3 protein-coding genes are annotated in these 4,076 nt (G+C 45.4%); 1 reads left to right on the forward strand and 2 read right to left on the reverse strand.

Features of this window, described 5'->3' with window-relative positions; genetic code table 11:
* The coding region (locus B3O33_RS06430; protein WP_292363218.1) for a PAS domain S-box protein at nucleotides 1-2,158 on the forward strand (2,158 nt) is incomplete at its 5' end.
* Between the two features lie 2 nt (nucleotides 2,159-2,160).
* Here the strand turns inward: B3O33_RS06430 and B3O33_RS06435 are convergent.
* Together B3O33_RS06435 and B3O33_RS06440 are read right to left on the reverse strand one after the other, a co-directional pair.
* Nucleotides 2,161-3,204, reverse strand: a complete 1,044-nt coding sequence (locus B3O33_RS06435; RefSeq protein WP_292362581.1) for a TIGR01620 family protein — start codon at nucleotides 3,202-3,204, stop codon at nucleotides 2,161-2,163.
* The coding region (locus tag B3O33_RS06440) for a YcjX family protein (protein ID WP_292363219.1) at nucleotides 3,204-4,076 on the reverse strand (873 nt) is incomplete at its 5' end. The genes B3O33_RS06440 and B3O33_RS06435, both read right to left, overlap by 1 nt.

Raw genomic sequence — 4,076 nt, forward strand, 5'->3', positions numbered from 1 at the left:
CTCAACCATTAATGGCTTGTTAATGTACCTGCCGGTGTTCATTGATCCCAGTGGGTCTGAACGGGCAATAGAACAGCGCACTATTCCCTCAGGATGGGTTTATGCGGTGTTTCGGATTGATGATGTTATGCAGGATGTACTGGCGACACATAAACATATCGGTTCACTCAATATCTACGACGATACAGATGAAAACCTGGAAGGTTTATTGTTCACCCGAACGGGAACGACATCCAATGTATCCTTCAGTTTGCAAAAAAGTTATGAAGTCGGTGGTCGGTCCTGGTCTTTTGTTGGTCAGCCTGATCAAGAGTTTGTCAGTACCATTTCACGCAATAACCGCTTAATAACCTGGCTAATCGGCAGTGTTATCTCGTTATTATTTGCTTTGGTGATTGCCGCAATTGCTAAAAGCCGTGCAAATGCCATTCGTATAGCCTCTCAAATGACTCAATCATACCGGCAGAATGCCCGGCGTCTGGCGCTGGCAACGGAAGCCGCTGAAATCGCGATTTGGGAGTGGGATGTGGAAACCAATGTCATACTGTTCGACAGTATGGCTAGCACGGTGTTTGGTTTGCCAGCCGGATCCGACCGATTGGACTACAGTGGCTTTGAGAAGTTGATTCATGAGGCGGATCTGCTTGCTTTTCGCGTTGCTGTAGAAAAAGCCATTCAACAGCATAAAGCGATCGAAATCCGTTTCCGAATTCATCATGGCGATGAGGTTCGGATGTTACACACTTCTGCAGAGTTGTATTTTAATGAGGCGGGTCAGCTCTTATCGTTGGTTGGCGTAAGCTACGACATCACCGAAGACTGGCAACATCAGAAATTGATTCTGGAAACCGAGCAACGTTGGAAACATGCTCTGGAGGGTAGCGGTGCCGGCGTCTGGGATTGGGATGTTGCCAATAATGTTGTGGTGTTTTCAGATAAATTACTGGATATGCTGGGCTATGCTCCGGGCGAAATCATTGGTGATATGGAGCATTGGATGAATTTAATTCATCCTGAGGACAACGAAAGGGTATCTGCTGATATCAAGAGTATGCTCAGTGGTGCAAAACCGGAATATCGTAATGAGCATCGTCTTCTCAGCAAAGATGGCAGCTGGAAATGGGTGCTGGGAAGTGCCACGGTAGGTGAACGTGATGCGCAGGGAAATCCCATTCGTGTCATTGGTACCAAAACCGATATTTCATGGCGGAAACAGGCTGAGCTGGCACTGCAACAAAGTGAAGAACGGTTCCGTAATGCATTTGATACCGCAGCAATTGGTATGGCGATTGTCGGTCTGGATGGTCGTTGGGTAGAAGTAAATGGCGCGCTCTGTCGTATGCTGGGATACAGCGAAGAAGAGTTGATGGATAAAACATTTGTCGATGTTACCCATCCAGACGATCTGGACTTGGATATGGACTATGTTCGAAAGTTACTCAATGGTGAGCTCGAACACTATCAGATGGAAAAACGTTATTTCCATAAAACCGGTGATGTGATTTTTGTTTTACTCAGCGTTTCACTGGTTCGGAATGAAAAAGGCGAGGTCATTCACTTCATTTCACAGATTGAAGATGTAACCGCTCGCAAATCCGAATCGGATCGCATTCGTCAAATGGCCTATCACGATACATTGACAGGATTGCCAAATCGTCGCTTGTTTGACGAGCGTATCAGCCATACATTAGCCCATGCCAAAAGAGTGGGATATCCCATTGCGCTCATGTTTGTTGATATTGATCACTTTAAACAGATAAATGATCAGCATGGACATGATGTGGGGGATGAGATCCTTAAATCGGTAGCAGACAGAATGACATATTGTTTAAGGCAGACCGATACGTTAAGCCGGGTGGGTGGCGATGAGTTTGTGATTCTGTTGACAGAAATTAAAAAGCCGGATGATGCTAAAAAGGTCGCGGGACATATTCTGCAAGCGGTTTCTGAGCCGTTGCATGTGCAGACTCATGACTTTCGTATTTCACTGAGCATCGGTGTCGCGATCTTTTCAGGTGATGATCAAACCGAGACGGTCAGTGAGCTAACCAAAAAGGCTGATATGGCTTTATATGAGGTAAAAGCTGCCGGACGCAACGGGGTGCAGGTATTTGGTTCAAATCACCTTTTCTCTCAACCGGAATTGTCAGAACAGTAGTGTTAATCGGAATCCTGTTCTGCTGTCAGCTTGGTTAATTTCCTGCGTAACAGGTTGGCGAACATATTCAGTTTGGGTTTTTCGTCACTGGAGAAAGCAATTGGCCGGATATGTTGCATCGCATGGATACCAATTCTGGCCTGATAAAGACCCACGCCAAATCCCTGTGCCACGCTGCCGAGAATTTTGCCGCCTAGTCCGATACCCACCTGTTCAGAGAAAAAGCTGATGCCGGCCTGACTGGCATAACTGCCCAAGGCTATTTTGGCGACGCGAAGGTTTAAACGCCATTGAGCCAGACGATTTAATCTTACGCCATAAACGATATTTATCTGATTGATCATTTTCAGTGTTTTCCAAACCACCAGTAACGAATCTACTACAGCGAGCTGGCTGACGGCGATCAGTGCGGCACTGCTTATGCTGGTTCGTTCAATAATGCTGATGGCCTGTTTATCGAGCTGTTTATAAAAATCCTCACTGATACGATTGACCACTTCGCTATCATTCAGATAATCCGGCAGCCTTTTAATACTAGGCGTTAACATTTCAGCCTGGGGTTGGTCCTGATAGAATTTTTCCAGCGAATGCAGCCATTTTTTTGCATTGCCAGTATGTTGTTCATGCTTTAATCGTGCAGCCTCTTCCCGAATCAGATCTGCCTGTTTAAGGTGTTTCTGGTTTCGGCGGAACACCAGTAATTGCTGCATCACCAAGCCAGCCAGAAACAGTGCAAAAGCACTGAATGTTATTCCAAGTACTTTACTTTGTTGCCACAGCATTTGAGCAAAATCAGCAATGTCCCACGCCAGCATAGTGATTAATACAATAAACAGCGTGATGATCAACCACTTTAAACCGCGGTTGCGCCGGGCTGGAATCAGCAAACTATCGTCAAAATCAAGCAATGGATCGGCTTCAACCGAATCGGGAAGTATCGTTTCGTTATTTTCAGCAATTACCTTGAAAAAAGTTTCGGTTTTATCCGAAGTGTGCGGTGCCTGTTGCTGGGGTCTGGATTTAAAATAATCGTCTGTGGAAGTCATTAAAATTTATCTCCAATCAAATCACGCAGCACTTTATCCATGCGGATATGCGCCAGACGGCCGCCAATCAACAAATCAGGATTTACTGGCGCTCTCAGAACAGGTGGATTCCATTGCGATAATTGCTGCCATTGCGTTGCATCAGGCAGTTGATCCGGAATAGGCGGATGACGCAGTTCACCATATTGACCATCCAGCAATCGGGCTGTCAGGTGATCACTGTGATCGTGGGTACTGCGAACAGCTGCAGCAATTTCGGTTTCAATTTCAATACGATTTCTGATCGATTGCGGGCAGATATGGCTAATGATTTCATCACATAGCCGACGTAAGGATTCGTGCTGATTCATTAAAATCCGGTCTGGTTTAGATGCCAGAAACAGAATTTTCTCTACCTGAGGGCTGAACAGTCGATTAAGGAATGCATTATTGCCAACACGATAGCAGTCTATAATTCGACTGAATGCGATCACCATATCGTCGAATTTTTCCTTGCCACCGCTTAATGCTTTTAATACGTCTATCAATACTACCTGTCGGTCTATGCCACGAAAAAATGTTTTGTAAAAAGGCTGAACAAACGCTTTAAGGTAGGTTTTATAACGTTGCTCCATGACTTTGTATAAAGAGTCATCGGCCGCTTTATTCAATTGTTGTTCTGAAAGCGTTTGCAGATTAAATAATGGGATAAACACCGGAAAGTCTCTGCTGTCAGACAATAATGCCCGTCCGGGTTGGATAAAGGTCAGCCCGGCTGTTTTGCAGGTCACCAGAAAATTCCGGTAACGGACAAACAATTCATTAATCTGCTGCTCATCAAAGGTCGCGAGCGGATCCAACGTATTCAATTCGGCTTCCAGATTTTCCGCCAG

Origin of the sequence: Methylophaga sp. UBA1464, from assembly GCF_002325665.1 — a bacterium.
GTDB lineage: Bacteria > Pseudomonadota > Gammaproteobacteria > Nitrosococcales > Methylophagaceae > Methylophaga.